The 16,565-nt window shown below is 55.8% G+C and carries 15 protein-coding genes; 4 read left to right on the top strand and 11 right to left on the bottom strand.

From position 1 onward, the window contains the following. Positions 1-83: 83 nt before the first annotated feature. Positions 84-1,475 carry a xanthine/proton symporter XanP gene (gene xanP / locus AM410_RS06385; RefSeq protein WP_032679316.1) on the bottom strand — a complete coding sequence of 464 codons (1,392 nt, stop codon included), beginning with the start codon at positions 1,473-1,475 and terminating at the stop codon, positions 84-86. A 225-nt stretch (positions 1,476-1,700) separates the two neighbouring features. On the opposite strand from xanP, the gene gltS reads away from it, so the two are divergent. Continuing rightward, positions 1,701-2,903 carry a sodium/glutamate symporter gene (gene gltS / locus AM410_RS06380; protein ID WP_047954870.1) on the top strand — a complete coding sequence of 401 codons (1,203 nt, stop codon included), beginning with the start codon at positions 1,701-1,703 and terminating at the stop codon, positions 2,901-2,903. Positions 2,904-2,905: 2 nt separating this feature from the next. On the opposite strand, the gene recG is transcribed toward gltS, so the two are convergent. Genes recG through gmk form a run of 5 tightly spaced genes read right to left on the bottom strand, consistent with a single transcriptional unit; the run spans position 2,906 to position 8,772 of the window. After that, a complete protein-coding gene (gene recG, locus AM410_RS06375) occupies positions 2,906-4,987 on the bottom strand; it encodes an ATP-dependent DNA helicase RecG (protein WP_108647648.1) in 2,082 nt (693 codons plus the stop codon). A 3-nt stretch (positions 4,988-4,990) separates the two neighbouring features. Beyond that, positions 4,991-5,680 (bottom strand): tRNA (guanosine(18)-2'-O)-methyltransferase TrmH, encoded by a 690-nt coding sequence (trmH, locus tag AM410_RS06370; RefSeq protein ID WP_014168042.1) that lies wholly within the window; start codon positions 5,678-5,680, stop codon positions 4,991-4,993. 4 nt (positions 5,681-5,684) lie between these two features. Next, positions 5,685-7,799, bottom strand: coding sequence for a bifunctional GTP diphosphokinase/guanosine-3',5'-bis pyrophosphate 3'-pyrophosphohydrolase (gene spoT / locus AM410_RS06365; protein WP_014168043.1), 2,115 nt, complete (start codon positions 7,797-7,799; stop codon positions 5,685-5,687). Between the two features lie 19 nt (positions 7,800-7,818). Then, positions 7,819-8,094: a DNA-directed RNA polymerase subunit omega gene (rpoZ, locus tag AM410_RS06360; RefSeq protein WP_000135058.1), complete on the bottom strand. Its 276-nt coding sequence runs from the start codon at positions 8,092-8,094 to the stop codon at positions 7,819-7,821. Positions 8,095-8,148: 54 nt separating this feature from the next. After that, complete coding sequence (gmk, locus tag AM410_RS06355) at positions 8,149-8,772, bottom strand: guanylate kinase (RefSeq protein WP_014168044.1); 624 nt, start codon at positions 8,770-8,772, stop codon at positions 8,149-8,151. Positions 8,773-9,023: 251 nt separating this feature from the next. Between gmk and ligB the strand changes: the two genes are divergently transcribed. Continuing rightward, entirely contained in the window at positions 9,024-10,694 is a 1,671-nt protein-coding gene (gene ligB, locus AM410_RS06350; protein WP_108647646.1) for an NAD-dependent DNA ligase LigB, read from the top strand. 68 nt (positions 10,695-10,762) lie between these two features. Here the strand turns inward: ligB and AM410_RS06345 are convergent, their stop codons facing one another. Next, positions 10,763-11,380 carry a trimeric intracellular cation channel family protein gene (locus AM410_RS06345; protein ID WP_020882694.1) on the bottom strand — a complete coding sequence of 206 codons (618 nt, stop codon included), beginning with the start codon at positions 11,378-11,380 and terminating at the stop codon, positions 10,763-10,765. Between the two features lie 251 nt (positions 11,381-11,631). Continuing rightward, on the bottom strand, positions 11,632-12,495 hold the full coding sequence (locus AM410_RS06340; RefSeq protein WP_020882693.1) for a YicC/YloC family endoribonuclease: 864 nt from the start codon (positions 12,493-12,495) through the stop codon (positions 11,632-11,634). Positions 12,496-12,620: 125 nt separating this feature from the next. Between AM410_RS06340 and rph the strand changes: the two genes are divergently transcribed. Both rph and pyrE read left to right on the top strand, forming a co-directional pair. After that, the gene (gene rph, locus AM410_RS06330; protein ID WP_013094888.1) at positions 12,621-13,337 is read left to right on the top strand and encodes a ribonuclease PH; all 717 of its coding nucleotides are present in this window, start codon (positions 12,621-12,623) and stop codon (positions 13,335-13,337) included. 68 nt (positions 13,338-13,405) lie between these two features. Continuing rightward, positions 13,406-14,047 (top strand): orotate phosphoribosyltransferase, encoded by a 642-nt coding sequence (gene pyrE / locus AM410_RS06325; protein WP_014168048.1) that lies wholly within the window; start codon positions 13,406-13,408, stop codon positions 14,045-14,047. Positions 14,048-14,086: 39 nt separating this feature from the next. Here the strand turns inward: pyrE and slmA are convergent, their stop codons facing one another. The 3 genes from slmA to coaBC form a co-directional block, all read right to left on the bottom strand. Next, the gene (gene slmA, locus AM410_RS06320; protein WP_020882692.1) at positions 14,087-14,683 is read right to left on the bottom strand and encodes a nucleoid occlusion factor SlmA; all 597 of its coding nucleotides are present in this window, start codon (positions 14,681-14,683) and stop codon (positions 14,087-14,089) included. Positions 14,684-14,803: 120 nt separating this feature from the next. Beyond that, entirely contained in the window at positions 14,804-15,262 is a 459-nt protein-coding gene (gene dut, locus AM410_RS06315; protein WP_014168052.1) for a dUTP diphosphatase, read from the bottom strand. Continuing rightward, positions 15,240-16,451 (bottom strand): bifunctional phosphopantothenoylcysteine decarboxylase/phosphopantothenate--cysteine ligase CoaBC, encoded by a 1,212-nt coding sequence (gene coaBC / locus AM410_RS06310; protein ID WP_108648574.1) that lies wholly within the window; start codon positions 16,449-16,451, stop codon positions 15,240-15,242. Before coaBC ends, dut begins: the two co-directional genes overlap by 23 nt. Positions 16,452-16,565: the final 114 nt, after the last annotated feature.

The raw sequence follows: 16,565 nt of genomic DNA, 5'->3' as shown, positions 1-16,565 counted from the left end.
TGCACGATTTATGCGCAATGCTCAAGGCGGGAATGGTGTAAAGAGATGTCACGGCAGGCGTTGACAGCCTGCCGTGAGGGCGATCAATTTTTCTCAGGCGGGAAAACGAGGTTCAGAACAATCGCGGTGATACCGCCTGCCGCAATGCCGGAAGAGAGCAGGTTTTTCACCCAGTCCGGGGCAAACTGCAGGATCAGCGGTTGCTGTGAAACACCCAGACCCACGGCCAGCGACAGGGCAATGATCATGATGGCGCGGCGGTTCAGCGGTTCGCGGGAGACGATACGTACGCCGGAAGCCGCGATGGTCCCGAACATCACCAGCGTTGCGCCGCCCAGCACCGGTTCAGGTATATGCTGCACAAAACCGCTTACCGCCGGGAACAGGCCGAGGACGATCAGCATCAGTGCCACCACAAAACCGACGTAGCGGCTGGCAACGCCAGTCAGCTGGATCACGCCGTTGTTCTGGCCGAAGCAGGAGTTCGGGAAGGTGTTGAAGACCGCAGAGACAAACGAGTTCAGGCCGTTCGCCAGTACGCCGCCTTTCAGGCGTTTCATATACAGCGGGCCGGAGACCGGCTGCTCGGAGACATCAGACGTGGCGGTGATATCGCCAATCGTCTCCAGCGAGGTGATCATAAAGACCAGCATCAGCGGCAGCAGCAGACCCCAGTCAATGCCCAGGCCGTAGTACAGCGGCGTTGGAATGGTGATCAGCGCACTGTTGGTCTGCGGGGTGTTCTCCGGTAGCATACCCAGCGCCCAGGCCAGCAGATAACCGGCCGCCATGGCGATCACCAGCGATGCCACACGCAGATACGGGTTACGCTGACGGTTAAGCAGAATAATGATTGCCAGTACCACGCCGGCCAGCAGCAGGTTTTTCGGTGCACCAAAAGTGTGGTCGCTCATTGCCGCATAACCGCCACCGATGGAGGTCAGGCCAACCTGAATCAGCGACAGGCCGATGATCATCACCACCACGCCGGATACCAGCGGCGTGATCACGCGACGCGCCAGGTGCAGTACCCGGGAGATCACCATCTCGGTGCAACTGGCCAGCATCAGCGTGCCAAACAGCGCCGCCATCATGGTCGGAACATCCGCGCCGCCGGTTTTGAGGGCTGTACCGCCCATGATCAGCGGTGCGACGAAGTTAAAACTGGTGCCCTGGATCGACAACAATCCAGACCCCACCGGGCCCCACGCTTTAATTTGAATAATGGACGCTACGCCGGAGGCAAAGAGGGACATACTGATGATGTGCTGTGTATCCTGAGCCGGTAAACCAAGCGCCTGGCAGATCAGCAGCGCCGGGGTGATCACCGCAACGAACATAGCCAGCAGGTGTTGGCAGGCGGCAAAGAGCGTCTGAGGAAGAGGCGGACGGTCTTCAAGGCGGTAAATCAGTTCGCTATTTTGCTTCTGCGCAATCGGTTGCGCATCGGGAGACTCAAGGGTGTTAACGGACATCGGCGGCAATCCCACGGTGGAAAAGCGGGCATTTTATCTGACCACCTGGTAAAAGCAAACGATTGCCAACAAAAAAAGACAAGAAAATCTGCTGCTGTGAGCAGGTTTTCTACAACCCATGGGGAAAAAAAATTACACTTTTTGCGCCGGCGGCTCATGAGGAGCGCAAGCCGGCCCAGGATAACGCCGCGTGTGTATGGAACACGCGCATAACAGGAGCCTTTTATGATTCATCTCGATACGTTGTCGACCCTTGTTGCCGCAACGCTGGTCTTACTGCTTGGCCGTAAGCTCGTACACAGCGTTTCCCTTCTGAAGAAATACACCATTCCTGAACCTGTTGCCGGCGGACTGCTGGTGGCGCTGGCCCTGCTGGTGCTGAAGAAAAGCATGGGCTGGGAAATTGATTTTGATATGTCCCTGAAAGATCCGCTGATGCTGGCCTTCTTTGCCACCATTGGCCTGAATGCCAACCTGGCGAGCCTGCGGGCGGGTGGCAAAGTGCTCGGCGTATTTCTGATCGTGGTGGTAGGGCTGCTAGTGATGCAAAACGCCATTGGTATCGGGATGGCCACGCTGCTGGGGCTGGATCCGCTGATGGGGCTGCTGGCCGGATCAATCACCCTCTCTGGTGGCCACGGTACCGGGGCGGCGTGGAGCAAGCTGTTTACTGAGCGCTACGGCTTTGAAAACGCCACCGAAGTGGCGATGGCCTGCGCCACCTTCGGTCTGGTGCTGGGCGGCCTGATCGGCGGGCCGGTGGCGCGGTATCTGGTGAAGCACTCTGGTACGCCAGACGGAAGACCGGACGATGAGCTGGTGCCCACTGCCTTTGAAAAACCCGACGTCGGACGCACCATCACTTCGCTGGTGTTGATTGAAACTATCGCGATGATTGCCATCTGTCTGACGGTGGGCAAAGTGGTTGCGCAATGGCTGGCAGGTTCAGCGTTCGAGCTCCCGACGTTTGTGTGCGTGCTGTTTGTTGGGGTGCTGCTGAGTAACGGTCTGGCGCTGATGGGCTTCTACCGCGTATTTGAACGTGCCGTATCGGTGCTTGGCAACGTCTGCCTGTCGCTGTTCCTGGCGATGGCCCTGATGAGCCTCAAGCTCTGGGAGCTGGCCTCACTGGCGCTGCCGATGGTGGCTATTCTGGCCGTTCAGGCGCTGTTTATGGCGTTCTACGCCATGTTTGTGACCTGGCGCATGATGGGCAAAAACTACGATGCAGCAGTGCTGGCGGCGGGGCATTGTGGGTTTGGTCTGGGGGCAACGCCGACGGCTATCGCCAACATGCAGGCGATCACAGAACGTTTTGGGCCTTCGCATATGGCGTTTCTGGTGGTTCCGATGGTCGGGGCGTTCTTCATTGATATCGTCAACGCGCTGGTGATTAAGCTTTACCTGATGCTGCCGATGTTTGCCTGAGATCAGGCGTTGGAATAGCGTTCAGTTTCCGGCATCCAGCGCTCAATTAACGCTGCCGCCTGTTCGGGGTAGCGCTCATGAATATGGCGTGCGAGGCGCTGAACTTCGGGGATCATGGCCTGATCGCGCAGTAAATCCGCCACTTTGAATTCGGCATTACCCGTCTGACGCGTGCCCAGCAGTTCGCCTGGGCCGCGGATCTCCAGGTCTTTTTGTGCAATCACAAAACCGTCGTTACTGTCGCGCAGCACCTGCAAACGCATCTGTGCGGTTTTCGAGAGCGGTGCTTTGTAGAGCAGCACGCAGTGAGAGGCGACAGCACCGCGGCCAACGCGGCCGCGCAGCTGATGGAGTTGCGCAAGGCCAAGACGTTCCGGGTTTTCGATGATCATCAGGCTGGAATTGGGCACGTCTACGCCGACTTCAATCACCGTTGTGGCAACCAGCAAATGCAGTTCACCCTGTTTGAACGACTGCATCACCGCCTGTTTCTCAGTAGGCTTCATCCGCCCGTGAACCAGACCCACGTTCAGCTCGGGCAGCGCCAGCTTCAGCTCTTCCCACGTCGCTTCCGCGGCCTGCGCTTCAAGCAGTTCAGACTCTTCAATTAACGTGCAGACCCAGTAGGCCTGACGGCCTTCGTGAGTGCAGGCGTTGCGCACGCGGTCGATGATATCGCTGCGGCGTGTGTCCGGAATGGCGACCGTGGTGACCGGTGTACGGCCCGGCGGCAGTTCGTCGATGGTCGATGTATCGAGATCGGCGTAGGCGGTCATTGCCAGGGTGCGCGGGATAGGTGTGGCAGTCATGATCAGCTGATGCGGGTGGAAGCCCTGCTGCAGCCCTTTCTCCCACAGCGCCAGACGCTGGTGTACACCGAAGCGGTGTTGTTCGTCGATAATCACCAGGGCAAGACCATTAAACTGCACCTGCTCCTGGAAAATCGCGTGCGTGCCGACAATCATCTGTACCTGACCGCTGGCAATGGCGTCCTGTTGTGCCTGACGTGCTTTACCTTTTTGCTTCCCGGCAAGCCAGCCCACTTCAATCCCAAGCGGGGCAAACCACGCGCGGAAGTTATTAGCGTGCTGTTCAGCCAGCAGTTCGGTGGGGGCCATTAGCGCCACCTGCCTGCCATGGGCAATTGCGCGCAGGGCAGCCAGGGCTGCAACCAGCGTTTTACCGGACCCCACATCCCCCTGAACCAGGCGCATCATGGGCACATCAAGCGCCATATCGCGTTCAATCTCGGCCGTGACGCGTGCCTGTGCACCGGTAGGTTTAAACGGCAGTGAGGCCAGCAGCTTATCTTTGAGTTCATCTCGCGGGCTTAAGGGCTGGGCATGAAAACGCTGCGCGCCCGCCCTTACCGCCAGCATGCTCAGGTTATGAGCCAGTAATTCCTCAAGGATAAGACGCCGTTGAGCGGGGTGTTTGCCGCTTTCCAGGTCACTAAGCTGCAGGGTTGGCGGCGGGCGGTGCAGGGTGCGCAGCGCCTCGGGCAGACTCATCATGCCCTGAGCCAGCTCAGGCGGCAGTAGCTCGGTAATGGCGCAGGTATCCAGCAGTTCCAGCGCCTGGTCGGTGAGTTTACGCAGCGTTGCCTGCTTGATGCCTTCGGTCGTCGGATAAACCGGGGTCAGGGTCTCCTGCAGCTCCGGCGTGCTCAGATCTCCCTGAACGCGATACTCCGGGTGGATCATCTCTGCGCCGTATTTCCCGCGCTTGGCTTCACCATAGGCCAGTACCCTGCGACCGGTCGCAAGGCTGTTTTTCATGGCCGCATTGAAGTTGAAAAAGCGCATGGTGAGAATGCCGGTGCCGTCGCTGATCTGACAGGTCATCATCCGGCGTCCGCCAAAGGTGATATTGCAGTTCAGTACTTCGCCTTCAACGGTGGCGTAAATGGCAGGCAGCAGATCGCCAATCTTATAGAGTTGGGTGCGGTCTTCATAACGCAGGGGGAGATGGAGCAGGAGATCCTGCACGGTATGCAGGCCAATTTTTGCCAGTTTACTGCTTTGCGCCGCACCTACGCCCGTCAGGCTATTGAGCGATATGGCATCCAGCAGACGGCCTTTCATCGGTTATCCTGCGTACTGCATGGTGGCCCACCACTCGGCATCGGCTTCAATTTCGCCCTGCGCGTTGACGTGGGGGTAAGGCAGTTTTTTCTGTTTCGCGACGCGAGCCAGCACCGGGTAACCACCTTCGAACAGCAGGCGCTGCTGCTCCTCTTCCGGCAGCATGCTGTTGCTGCGCTTGTACATGCCCGCGTTCTGACGCTGGCGCTGCGCTTCATAGAGAATGAGCGCAGAGGCCACGGAGACATTGAGAGACTGCACCATGCCGATCATGGGGATGATGATATCCTGATCCGCCAGATCCAGCGCTTCCTGGGTGATCCCGGTTTTCTCCTGACCCATCAAAATACAGGTCGGGCGGGTGTAGTCGATCTCACGAAAATCGACGGCTTTTGCGGACAGGTTAGTGGCCAGGACCTGCATACCGCGACCTTTCAGGTGCGATACGGCTTCGCCAATAGTCTGGTGGGTTTTGACGGACACCCAGCTGTTACTGCCTGCGGCAGTTGAAGCCATGGTTCGCATGCGAGCACCCGGCCAGACGGCGTGCACTTCATGCACGCCTACGGCGTCTGCGGTACGGACAATTGCAGAGACGTTATGAGGTTTGTGGACCTGCTCCATGCAGACCGTCAGGTCAGGCTGACGCCTGGCGAGCATTTCGCAGATACGCTCGTAACGTTTTGAATTCATAAGTCTAGTTTCGGTTACGGGTGACTTTAATCACGTCCGGCATCACGCGGATCTTGCGCATAATGTTCGCCAGATGCACGCGGTCACGGGCGGTCAGACGAATAAAGGCGCTGTAGACGCGGCCATCTTTCTCTTCCGTATTAAGGCTCTGAATGTTGGAAGAGGCCGTATTGATTGCTGCCGTCAGGTTCGCCAGGGCACCCTGGTGGTTGAACATATCCACCTTAATTTCGGTGATAAATTCCTGTGCCGTCTCTTTATCCCACTCGACTGCCATGAACTTCTCCGCCTCTTTTTGATAGCCGCGGATGTTACGACAGGATTCGTGGTGGATAACCAGCCCTTTACCCGGACTGACGTGCGCAATAATCGGGTCACCCGGGATAGGACGGCAACATTTCGCGAAGGTGATAAGTACGCCGTCCGCGCCTTTGATCGGCAGATGACCGTGGCTTTGCGTCGTCGTCGGGATCGCCGTGGTATCACCCTGCTGCAGGTTCTTCGCCACGACCACGCTCATGGCGTTGCCGAGACCGATTTCTGCCAGCAGGTCATCAAGCGAGGCGAGCTTCATGCGCTCCAGCTCACGCTGAATGTTCTCTTTCGGGATCTCAGCCAGCTTACGGCTACCACCCAACGCATGGTTGAGCAGACGACGCCCCAGGCTGACGGAATCATCGCGCTTGAGGTTTTTCAGCAACTGGCGGATTTTGGCGCGTGCTTTGGAACTCACGACAAAGTTCAGCCAGGCCGCGTTCGGACGTGCGCCCGGTGCGGTAATAATTTCCACCGTCTGGCCGCTGGAAAGCGGCTGAGAGAGCGGATAAGGCTGCCTGTCGACGCGCGCGCCCACGCAGGCGTGGCCGATATCGGTATGCACGGCGTAAGCAAAGTCGACCGGCGTAGCGCCTGCAGGTAGTTCGACAATGCGGCCTTCTGGGGTGAAAACGTAAATCTCATCCGGGAAGAGATCGGATTTAACGCTCTCGATAAATTCAAACGAGCTACCCGCACTCTGCTGCAGCTCCAGCAGGCTTTGCATCCAGCGCTGGGCGCGGATTTGTGCGGTTGTACTGCTTTCACCACCGTGCTCTTTATAAGCCCAGTGTGCAGCCACACCCATCTCCGCCATCTGGTCCATGTCTTCGGTGCGGATCTGCACTTCAACAGGCACGCCGTGTGGACCGATCATCGAGGTGTGCAAAGATTGATAGCCGTTCGCTTTTGGAATGGCGATATAATCTTTCATGCGTCCTGGACGCGGTTTGTACAGGCTGTGCATCTGGCCCAGCACGCGGTAGCAGGTATCAGAGTCGTGGACGATCACGCGGAACGCGTAAATATCCATGATCGAATGAAAACGCTGCTCTTTGAGCACCATTTTGCAGTAGATGGAGTACAGATGTTTTTCGCGACCGCTGACGCGGCACGGAATTCCCGCTTCCTGTAAACGCCCTTCAATTTCAGAGAGGATCTTTTGAATCATCTCTTTACGGTTGCCGCGTGCGGCTTTCACCACCTCTTTAATCACGCGATAGCGGTTCGGGTATAACGCTTCAAAACCCAGCTCTTCCAGCTCGGTTTTAATGTGGTGGATACCTAAACGGTGCGCCAGCGGACTGTAGATTTCGAGGGTTTCACGGGCAATGCGGCGACGTTTGTCCGGGCGAAGTGAGCCCAGCGTGCGCATATTGTGGGTACGGTCAGCAAGTTTGATAAGAATGACGCGGATATCCTGCACCATCGCCATAATCATCTTGCGAAAGTTTTCGGCTTGCGCCTCTTTCTTGTCGCGGAATTTCAGCTTATCAAGCTTAGAGACCCCTTCCACCAGCTCGGCAACGCTTTTGCCAAACAGCTGTTCCATATCCTGGTAGGTGGCAGGGGTATCTTCGATCACATCATGCAGCAGGGCGGCCATCAGCGTTTCGTAGTCGAGTTTCATCTCGGCCAGAATACAGGCCACCGCTACCGGGTGCGTGATATAGGGTTCACCGCTTGAACGTGCCTGGCCCTCGTGAGCGTCACGTGCAACGAGATACGCCTGCTGGAGACGCTTAATCTGGTCTTCAGGCAGGTAAGTTTGAATCAGTTGATTCAGGCTTTCAAACAGATACAAGGGCGACCCGCAGGTTTAATTAACGACGACCTTCAGCAATGGCGGTTACGGCCTGCAGTTCTGCGGCTTCCTGCTCTTGCTGCTCCTGGCGCTCACGTACGTCGAGGATCTGATTGTTGATCAGACCTTCTTCGATTTCGCGAAGTGCAATAACGGTAGTTTTATCGTTTTCTTCCGGTACCAGCGGATCTTTACCGCCTACCTGCATCTGACGAGCGCGACGCGCGGCGACCAGCACCAGGTCAAAACGGTTACCAATTTTCTCTACAGCGTCCTGAACAGTTACGCGTGCCATACTTAAAATGCTCCACAGGTGAAGAAATGACTGGGCATGATACTGAAAGTGGGTTCAGTCTGCCAACAGTTTGGTGATTAATGCGTCATGTCGCTGCTTCTGGCGGCTCATACGCAAGCGTTCTGCGCGAAGAATGGTTTTGAGATCGCTCAGCGCGGCATCAAAATCATCATTCACAATAAGGTAATCATATTCCGCGTAATGGCTCATTTCTGCAACTGCCTGCTCCATACGCCGGGCGATCACTTCCTCGCTGTCCTGACCGCGGCCACGCAGTCGGCGATCCAGCTCATCTTTCGATGGCGGTAAAATAAAGATACTGCGTGAATCAGGCATTTTCTTGCGAATCTGCTGTGCGCCCTGCCAGTCGATATCCAGGAACACATTTACGCCCGTGGCCAGAACCTGCTCAATGGTTTCACGCGAAGTGCCGTAGTAGTTACCGAAAACTTCTGCGTGTTCAAGAAACGCGTCTCTGCCAATCATCGCTCTGAATTCATCGTGATCAACAAAGAAATAGTGTTCACCGTGCACTTCACCCGGACGCGGTTTACGCGTGGTGTGAGAAACAGAAACCTGTGTGTCGTACAACGGTTGGGTTTTTAACAGTGCCTGAATAAGGCTGGATTTACCCGCGCCACTAGGGGCAGAAACAATATAAAGCGTGCCTTGAGCCATGAGAGTCTTTTGTATGTGTTAACGAAGAAGTCCTACATACGGGCTTATTATACACGTCGCCGCTGTGTGACGTAGCCTTTGTCACACTTTTTCCCCTGCATTATTGAATTTTGCGCGCCGTTTTCAGGTTTTACAGCTGTTTTGCAGCAATAAAAATAAACGTCTGACAACGCCTCGCAGAGTGAAAGATTGCCATTAGCACGGTTTTCCGCGTCGGGTTATACCTCCACCAACGCAAAGGAGGGGTGGCGATGTGGCGATGGATGAGCGGATTAATGCTGTTGTGGTGCGGCTACGGTGCGGCGGTGTGTCCCGTGTGGTCTCAGGCAAAAGCAGAGAAAGAGATTGCGACATTGAGTGCGCAAGTCAAACGCTGGGATGATGCCTACTGGAAGCAGGGCGTGAGCGAGGTGAATGACGACGTCTATGACCAGCTCAATGGCCGCTTAAAGCAGTGGCAGCGCTGCTTCGGCGATATACCTTCTGAGGCGACCTTACCGGTTCTTACGGGGAGCGTAAGACATCCTGTTGCCCATACGGGAGTGCATAAAGCGGCCAGTAAAGAAGAGCTACGCCAGTGGATGCGTGGTCGTGACACTCTCTGGATGCAGCCAAAAGTCGACGGGGTAGCCGTGACGCTGGTGTATCGCGACGGAAAGTTAACCCAGGCTATCAGTCGTGGTGATGGGCTTAAAGGTGAAGACTGGACTGCACAAGTGTATTTAATTCCCGCAGTGCCCAAAAAAGTGACCGGAGCGCTGGCCAACAGCGTCTTACAGGGAGAGCTTTTTTGGTTACGCGACAACCATCTTCAGCGACAGATGGGGGGAATGAACGCACGGGCAAAAGTGGCGGGCGCGATGATGCGGCAAAAGGACAGTCCGCTTCTGAGCCAGACAGGGATATTTATCTGGGCCTGGCCGGATGGGCCGAAAGTGATGTCGAGTGCGCTGTCTGAGTTATCTCAAGCCGGCTTTTCCCTGACGGCCCGTTATACTCTGCCTGTACAGACTGTTGATGCAGTCGAGAAACAGCGCTCGACGTGGCACAACACGGCATTACCCTTTGCCACGGACGGCATTGTGGTGCGGTCCGCGGATGCTCCTCCCGGCGAAAACTGGTTGCCCGGAGAAGGCAGCTGGGTCGTCGCATGGAAATACCCCCCGGTCGCACAGATCGCCGAAGTAAGAGATATTCATTTTGCCGTGGGGCGCACGGGAAAAATCTCGGTCGTGGCGGCGCTGGTCCCTGTCCTGCTGGATGATAAGCAGGTACAACGGGTCAGTCTTGGGTCCGTTGAACGCTGGCAAAGGCTGGATATTGCGACGGGTGATCAGATACAGGTCAGTCTGGCCGGGCAGGGTATCCCGCGGTTCGATAAGGTGGTCTGGCGGGGGGAAGAGAGACAAAAGCCTACACCCCCGGCCTCGCATTATCATGCGCAGAGCTGTTTTTACGCCTCGCCGGCGTGTATGGAGCAGTTCTTTGCCCGCCTGAAATGGCTCAGTTCAAAGCACGTGCTGAATATTGAAGGAGTCGGTGAGTCAGGCTGGCGGGCGCTGCATCAGGCGCATCATTTTGAACATATCTTCTCATGGCTGACATTAACGCAGGCGCAGCTGCAGTCTACCCCGGGGTTTTCCGCAGCACGCGGGCAGGCGCTCTGGCATCGCTTTAATCTGGTACGGGAGCGACCCTTTATTCGTTGGATCATGGCATTGGGTGTTCCGCTGACGCAGGCCTCGCTAAACGCTATGGGAGACCTGACGTGGCAGAAAATGCGTGAGCGTAACGCAGCAGACTGGCAGGCACTTCCCGGCACAGGAAAGGAGAAAGCCCGGCAGCTCGTTGCGTTTATTCATGATCCTGGCATTGCCGGCCTGGTTGCCTGGCTCGGCAAGCAGGGAGTGCAAGGATTCTGACGTGAGCTTGCTGTCGCTTATGGCTGATAAACGCCGCTATCTTATTGGGGAGAATAGATAGCGGCCAGTCAGTGGGTGTCCTGAGTGTAATGAAACACGGGCAGTCCCAGTTTCAAGCGCAGCGCAAGCAAGCGAGCCGTGAAGCCAAATAACAAGGTGGCGATGACCACGACGTCATGGCTGGAAACATAATGCTGTAAAGCGATATACAGAACGGCTGATGCAAAGGATATCCCGGCGTAGAGCTCTTTTTGAAACACCAGGGGAATGCGTTTGCAGAACATATCGCGCAGTACGCCGCCAAATACGCCCGTCACGACTGCGGCAATAGTGGCAATCACCGGGCTTTCGCCCATATCCAGCGCAATTTGTGCCCCGATGATGGAGAACACGACCAGGCCCAGAGCATCAAGCACTAAAAACAAACGTCGAAGATGGGGCATTACAGGAGCAAGGATAGTGGTCAGCACTGCGGCGACAGCCACAATGATGATGTACTCGGGGTGCTTAACCCAGCCGAGAGGGTAATGCCCCAGCAGGATATCGCGTACCGATCCGCCTCCCAGCGCGGTGGCGGTAGCAATAATGATGACCCCAAACGTATCCATACGACGGCGTCCGGCAGCGAGTGCACCGGTCATGGCTTCGGCAGTGATCCCGACGAGATAAAGGATATGTAGCAGCATGTGTTCCCCCGATAGTGAGGGCAACAGGGTAGCGTTTTGTGCGGTCTGTCACGATTTAGTTTTTCTTGTGTGAGGACGTTAGCCTTATTTTTGGTAATGACTGAACGTTGTTTGGCCGGGTGTGATGGCGATAAACGGTAATTTTCACATTACAATTATTCATGTTATAGGCGTTTGCCGCCGATAGCCTGTTCCGATAAAAAAATGGCCCCTGAACGGGGCCATGATGAGAAAGCGGCTTGAATAAAGCGTTACTCGATATTCTGGATCTGCTCGCGCATCTGCTCAATCAGCACTTTCAGTTCAATGGCGGAGTTGGTCACTTCAGCATTGATCGACTTAGAGGCCAGGGTGTTCGACTCGCGGTTGAACTCCTGCATCATAAAGTCGAGACGACGCCCTACGGCTTCTTTCTTCTTCAGGATGTTGTAAGTCTCTTTAACGTGCGCTTCCAGACGATCCAGCTCTTCGGCGACGTCAATGCGCTGTGCCATCAGCACCAGCTCTTGTTCCAGACGGGTATTTTCCAGCTGAACTTCCGCTTCTTCCAGTTTGGCCACCAGGCGCTCACGCTGCCATTGCAGGACCGCAGGCATATGGGTACGGACTTTAGCCACTTCGGTGGTCACGCCTTCCAGACGCTGCTCAATCATCGCTTTGAGGGCCTGGCCTTCAGTTTCGCGGGCAATGATAAAGTCATCCAGCGTGCTGTCGAGGGCACTGAGAATTTCAGCGGCAATCGTGTCCAGATCCTGCTCACCGGCGGCCATGACGCCAGGCCAGCGCAGAATATCGACCGGGTTGATTTCCCCTTCATCGCTTTGCATCTTGACCCAGTTCGCTGCAGTGACTAGCTGTTTCGCCAGTTTTTCGTTGAGGATCAGCTCACCCTGGGCGCTGGCATCAGGCTCAAAACGCAGGTTACATTCCACTTTACCGCGCGTCAGACGAGCACGGATACGCTCGCGCACAACAGGTTCAAGGCTGCGGAACTGCTCCGGCATACGGAAATACGTTTCCAGGTAGCGCTGGTTTACCGAGCGCATTTCCCATGTGGCGCTACCCCAGCTACCCTTGATTTCACGCCGGGCGTAGGCGGTCATACTGCGGATCATAGACATTCCCGTTTTTAAAGGAGAGATGGGGGGATTATAGCTTTCGGGGGCTTCTCAGGATAGGAATAAGCGTCCTTTATCCGTATAATGCGCAGCCACATTCGTTTCAAGCCGGAGATTTCATCATGCGTCCAGCAGGTCGTAGCGCCAATCAGGTGCGTCCCGTCACCCTGACCCGTAACTATACAAAACACGCAGAAGGCTCCGTACTGGTTGAGTTTGGTGACACCAAAGTGCTGTGCACCGCGTCCATCGAAGAGGGCGTTCCACGCTTCCTGAAAGGTCAGGGCCAGGGCTGGATCACTGCGGAATATGGCATGTTGCCGCGTGCAACCCATACCCGAAACGCCCGCGAAGCGGCAAAAGGCAAGCAGGGCGGCCGTACCATGGAAATCCAGCGTCTGATCGCACGTGCGCTGCGCGCCGCCGTTGATCTGAAAACACTGGGTGAATTTACCATTACTCTGGACTGCGACGTCATTCAGGCAGACGGTGGTACGCGTACGGCGTCGATTACCGGTGCATGTGTGGCGCTGGCTGATGCCCTGAATAAGCTGGTTGCAGCCGGTAAGCTGAAAACGAATCCGATGAAAGGGATGGTCGCGGCTGTTTCCGTGGGTATCGTTAACGGTGAAGCGCTTTGCGATCTGGAATACGTCGAAGATTCCGCTGCTGAGACTGACATGAACGTGGTGATGACTGAAGACGGTCGCATCATTGAGGTGCAGGGCACGGCAGAAGGTGAGCCGTTTACCCATGAAGAACTTCTTACCTTGCTGGCGTTGGCCCGAGGGGGAATTGAATCTATCGTAACGACGCAGAAGGCGGCGTTAGAAAATTGATTTTAAAGGCGACTGATGAGTCGCCTTTTTTTTGTTCGTACAAAAGCAAAAGTCGGAGGAGTAAGCCCATGAAATCCTGGCAGCGTGAGTTTATTGAGTTTGCGCTTAACAAGCAGGTCCTGAAATTTGGCGAGTTTACGCTGAAATCCGGGCGTAAGAGCCCCTATTTCTTCAACGCCGGACTGTTTAATACCGGGCGCGATCTGGCATTGTTAGGCCGTTTCTATGCCGAAGCGCTGGTGGACTCCGGCATTGATTTTGACCTGCTGTTTGGCCCGGCCTATAAAGGCATTCCGATTGCCACTACCACCGCGGTTGCGCTGGCGGAACACCACGACCGCGACGTACCGTACTGCTTTAACCGTAAAGAGGCTAAAACCCACGGTGAAGGCGGTAATCTGGTAGGCAGCGCGCTGCAGGGTCGCGTGATGCTGGTGGACGATGTGATCACCGCTGGTACCGCTATTCGCGAATCGATGGAGATTATTCAGGCCAACGGCGCTACGCTTGCTGGCGTGCTGATCTCTTTGGATCGTCAGGAACGCGGGCGTGGCGAAATCTCTGCTATCCAGGAAGTTGAGCGCGATTACGGCTGTAAAGTGACCTCAATCATCACCCTGAAAGACCTGATTGCGTATCTGGAAGAGAAGCCTGAGATGGCGGATCATCTGGCTGCGGTACGTGGGTATCGCGAAGCTTTCGGCGTGTAATATCAAGCCCGGTGGCGTTCTGCTTACCGGGCCTGAAGATTATTGCAGCTGTGCCGCCACTAACGGCCAACGGGCGTCAAAATCGTCCGTTGGACGGTATTTAAACTCGCTGCGAACAAAGCGGGAGAGCATGCCTTCGCAAAATGACAGGATCTGACTTGCCAGCAGCGTTTCATCGGTGCTGTAACCTTCACCCTCACGCATTTTTTTCTCGCGCAGTACCTGGCGCAGTTGTGCTTCAATACGCTCGAAGAGCTGGTTAATACGGCCCTGCAATCGGTCCTGCTCGAACATCAGCGCGTGGCCAGTCAGGATACGGGTTAAGCCCGGATTGCGCTCACCAAAGCCCAGAATGAGCTGCACAATCAGACGCAAACGCGCAGTCGTGTCTTTTTCGTCTTTTAGAATCAGGTTGATGCGAGTGATCAGACTGTCTTCGATAAATTCGATCAGACTGTCAAACATCCGGGTTTTGCTCGGAAAATGACGATACAACGCCGCTTCAGACACGCCCACGGAGGCGGCCAGTTTTGCGGTGGTGATGCGTTGACTACCATCGCTGGATTCAAGCATCAGCGCCAGAGATTGAAGTATTTCTTCGCGACGGTTCCTTTTCGCGGTTTGTTTTTCTGCCATGTTACAAAATACCCCTGAAAATAAGCACTTGCCAGGCTGGCATCCACACAGCGACCGCAAACTGACGTTTGCGGTTTGTTATTGCATTATGGCGCTGTGAGATACGTGTCGGTCGGGCGGTTATTTGCGCCCGGAATGGCCGAAGCCGCCTTCGCCACGGTCGGTGGCGTCAAAGTCTTCCACCAGGTTAAATTCTGCCTGAACCACCGGTACAAAGACCATCTGTGCGATACGCTCGCCCGGTTCAATGGTGAAGCTGTCCTGACCACGGTTCCAGACGGAAACCATCAGTTGACCCTGGTAGTCAGAGTCGATCAGGCCGACCAGGTTACCCAGTACCACTCCATGCTTATGACCCAGACCAGAACGCGGCAGGATCACCGCTGCCAGAGACGGGTCAGCAATGTGGATTGCCAGGCCGGTTGGGATCAGGGTGGTTGCACCCGGAGCCAGCTCTACGGCGTCATCGAGACAGGCGCGCAGGTCAAGACCGGCAGAGCCGGAGGTGGCATAGGTTGGCAGCGCAAATTGCTTACCAACACGCGGGTCCAGAATCTTAACGTCGATTTTTTTCATCATAACGGGTAACGATCTCGTCCAGTAATTGTTGGCCCAGGAGTTCCTTGCGCTCAAGCGGTAAGACTTTATCTCCATCCTGCCAGAAAAGGTGCAGTGCGTTGCTGTCGCTGTTAAATCCTTGCGTAGCCAGCGATACGTCGTTCGCGCAAATCAAATCGAGGTTTTTGCGGGTACGTTTTTGCCGGGCATATTCTTCCACATTATTTGTTTCTGCGGCAAACCCAACAACGTAAGGACGATGGCTTTTCAGTGCGGCGACACCCGCAACAATGTCCGGATTTTTCACCATTTTTAGTGTTAATTCATCGCCTTGCTTTTTAATTTTTGACCCGGAAATGGTTTCGGCACGGTAATCTGCAACAGCCGCGCAGCCGATAAAGATCTGCTGGTTCTGCGCATGCGCCTGTACGGCGGCGTCCATCTCCAGGGCGGTGGTGACATCAATACGCTGCACGAACGGCGGTGTCGGTAACGAGACCGGGCCGCTCACCAGCGTGACCTTTGCACCGCGTTTTGCCGCTGCGGCAGCAATCGCAAAGCCCATTTTACCGGAGCTATGGTTGGTAATGTAACGCACCGGGTCCAGCGGCTCGCGCGTTGGACCCGCGGTAATCATGATGTTGAGATGTTGCAGATCGTTGACAGGCGAAAAATGGCCGGCGGCCAGCTCAACGATGGTCAGCGGGTCAAGCATACGACCAGGACCCACATCACCACACGCCTGGCTACCGCTGTCCGGCCCCCAGATGAGCCGGCCGCGTGAGGCCAGCGTCGTCAGATTATGTTGGGTGGCGGCGTTGCGGTACATCTGCTGGTTCATCGCGGGGACGACGGCAACAGGTGCGGGCGTGGCCAGGCAAATGGTCGAGACCAGATCGTTTGCCATGCCGGCTGCTACGCGGGCAATTAAATCTGCTGTGGCGGGGGCAAGGATAACCAGGTCTGCCCATTTTCCCAACTCAATATGGCCCATCGCGGCTTCGGCGGCCGGATCAAGGAGGCTGTCAGAGACGGGGTACCCTGAAACGGCCTGCAGGCTCAGAGGCGTGATAAAGGCTTTGCCGCCTTCCGTTATCGCGACCCGCACATCCGCCCCGCGCTCGCGCAAACGACGCACCAGCTCCGGCGCTTTATAGGCAGCAATACCGCCGCTCACGCCAAGAACGATTTTTTTACCGGCCAGGCTCATCATGATTCTTTCCTGTTGGGTTTCACCAGAGAGCGGGCATTTTATCACAATCCCAAAAAGGGGGTGATTTTGTCCTTCGGCCAGTTTGCGAGGCGTTACGCAGGAATGAAAAGT

Source organism: Enterobacter cloacae complex sp. FDA-CDC-AR_0164, from assembly GCF_003071645.1.
GTDB lineage: Bacteria > Pseudomonadota > Gammaproteobacteria > Enterobacterales > Enterobacteriaceae > Enterobacter > Enterobacter ludwigii.
This window is presented reverse-complemented; position numbering and strand designations above follow the sequence as displayed.

Excerpts from the sequence above, each read along its gene's own strand:
- pyrE (WP_014168048.1), top strand. The coding sequence starts at position 13,406 with ATGAAATCCTGGCAGCGTGAGTTTATTGAGTTTGCGCTTAACAAGCAG.
- gltS (WP_047954870.1), top strand. The coding sequence starts at position 1,701 with ATGATTCATCTCGATACGTTGTCGACCCTTGTTGCCGCAACGCTGGTC.
- coaBC (WP_108648574.1), bottom strand. The coding sequence starts at position 16,451 with ATGAGCCTGGCCGGTAAAAAAATCGTTCTTGGCGTGAGCGGCGGTATT.
- AM410_RS06345 (WP_020882694.1), bottom strand. The coding sequence starts at position 11,380 with ATGCTGCTACATATCCTTTATCTCGTCGGGATCACTGCCGAAGCCATG.
- rph (WP_013094888.1), top strand. The coding sequence starts at position 12,621 with ATGCGTCCAGCAGGTCGTAGCGCCAATCAGGTGCGTCCCGTCACCCTG.
- gmk (WP_014168044.1), bottom strand. The coding sequence starts at position 8,772 with ATGGCTCAAGGCACGCTTTATATTGTTTCTGCCCCTAGTGGCGCGGGT.
- rpoZ (WP_000135058.1), bottom strand. The coding sequence starts at position 8,094 with ATGGCACGCGTAACTGTTCAGGACGCTGTAGAGAAAATTGGTAACCGT.
- slmA (WP_020882692.1), bottom strand. The coding sequence starts at position 14,683 with ATGGCAGAAAAACAAACCGCGAAAAGGAACCGTCGCGAAGAAATACTT.
- xanP (WP_032679316.1), bottom strand. The coding sequence starts at position 1,475 with ATGTCCGTTAACACCCTTGAGTCTCCCGATGCGCAACCGATTGCGCAG.
- dut (WP_014168052.1), bottom strand. The coding sequence starts at position 15,262 with ATGATGAAAAAAATCGACGTTAAGATTCTGGACCCGCGTGTTGGTAAG.
- recG (WP_108647648.1), bottom strand. The coding sequence starts at position 4,987 with ATGAAAGGCCGTCTGCTGGATGCCATATCGCTCAATAGCCTGACGGGC.
- ligB (WP_108647646.1), top strand. The coding sequence starts at position 9,024 with ATGTGGCGATGGATGAGCGGATTAATGCTGTTGTGGTGCGGCTACGGT.
- AM410_RS06340 (WP_020882693.1), bottom strand. The coding sequence starts at position 12,495 with ATGATCCGCAGTATGACCGCCTACGCCCGGCGTGAAATCAAGGGTAGC.
- trmH (WP_014168042.1), bottom strand. The coding sequence starts at position 5,680 with ATGAATTCAAAACGTTACGAGCGTATCTGCGAAATGCTCGCCAGGCGT.